We start from the raw sequence: 1,540 nt of genomic DNA, 5'->3' as shown, positions 1-1,540 counted from the left end.
GATGATGAATTTGGTTTAGCCGGTCGCTATTATTACATCAATGGTAAAACGGTTAAACTAAAAGGTGTCAACCGTCACGAAACACATCCTGAAACAGGTCATACACTAACACGTGAGCAGATGGAAGAGGAAGTGATGCTGATGAAACGAGCGAATATCAATCATGTTCGTAATTCGCATTACCCACCAGATCCATATTGGTATTACTTGTGTGATAAGTACGGAATCTATCAAGAGGATGAAGCCAACATTGAGTCGCACCAGTACTACTATGGAAAAGCATCGCTTTCGCATCCACCAGAGTGGAAAAATGCCCATGTGGGTAGAGTAGTGGAGATGACACACCAGAATAAGAACTATCCATCTATTGTGATCTGGTCCTTGGGTAATGAGGCTGGTCCGGGTGAAAACTTTGTACACGCCTATAAAGCTCTGAAAGCGATTGATACATCACGTCCTGTGCAGTACGAACGTAACAACAGTATTGTGGATATGGGCTCTAACCAATACCCTTCTATTGGATGGATGCAAAGCGCTGTAACAGGAAAAATGAACATCAAATACCCATTCCATATCTCAGAGTATGCCCACTCTATGGGTAATGCTTGTGGTAACTTGATTGATTACTGGAACGCCATTGAGTCGACCAACTTCTTCTGTGGTGGTGCTATCTGGGACTGGATAGATCAGGCCATATACAACTACCGTGAAGATGGTACGCGCTATCTGGCCTATGGTGGTGACTTTGGAGATAAGCCCAATAGTGGTCAGTTTGTGATGAATGGTATTTTGTTTGCCGAGCGTGACCTGAAACCGCAGTATTACGAAGTGAAAAAAGTATACCAGCACATTGGTTTCAAAGCTTTAGATATTGAACAAGGTACATTTGAAATCTTCAATAAGTACTACTTTAAATCTTTATCAGATTATAATCTAAGCTGGTCGCTTTGGGAAAATGGATCTGAGATTAAAAACGGGCAATTGGCTTTTGATCCTATTGCAGCAAGAACAAAAACGACGGTCAAGTTACCATATAATTTTGCCGATTTGAAAGCCGGATCAGAATATTTCGTGAAACTGCAGTTCACCTTAAAGGATGATCAGCCTTGGGCAAATAAAGGTTATGTAGAAGCCGAAGAGCAATACTTACTGAAAGCAAAAACAGAAGTGCCTGCGATGGCTGAAGTAGCCAAAGCTACAGGAGGAAAAGTGAAATTGACGGATACAGATAGCAATATCAAGGAGGTGAGTGGTCAGAACTTTATCGCTAAATTCAACATGGCAGATGGATCATTATATGGTTTAGTTTATGATGGAGAAACCATTATTACTGATGGTAATGGACCAAAACTGGATGCCTTCAGAGCCTTTGTCAATAACGATACCTGGGGTTACAAAAGCTGGTACGAGAAAGGTTTACACAACTTGAAACATAAAGCTGTTGATTCTAACATCAGAAGCACTGCAGATGGAACAGCTATCCTTGCATTTACAGTGGTTTCGCAAGCACCTAATGCGGCTAAACAACATGGCGGAACAA

1 protein-coding gene is annotated in these 1,540 nt (G+C 41.5%); it reads left to right on the top strand.

Annotated features, from left to right (window positions below):
• On the top strand, positions 1 to 1,540 hold a 1,540-nt coding region (locus JIV24_RS22095; protein ID WP_200467257.1), incomplete at both ends, for a glycoside hydrolase family 2 TIM barrel-domain containing protein.

Origin of the sequence: Carboxylicivirga marina (assembly GCF_016612505.1) — a bacterium.
Classification (GTDB): domain Bacteria; phylum Bacteroidota; class Bacteroidia; order Bacteroidales; family Marinilabiliaceae; genus Carboxylicivirga; species Carboxylicivirga marina.
The sequence above is the reverse complement of the archived record's forward strand: the minus strand, read 5'-3'. Positions and strand labels throughout refer to the sequence as shown.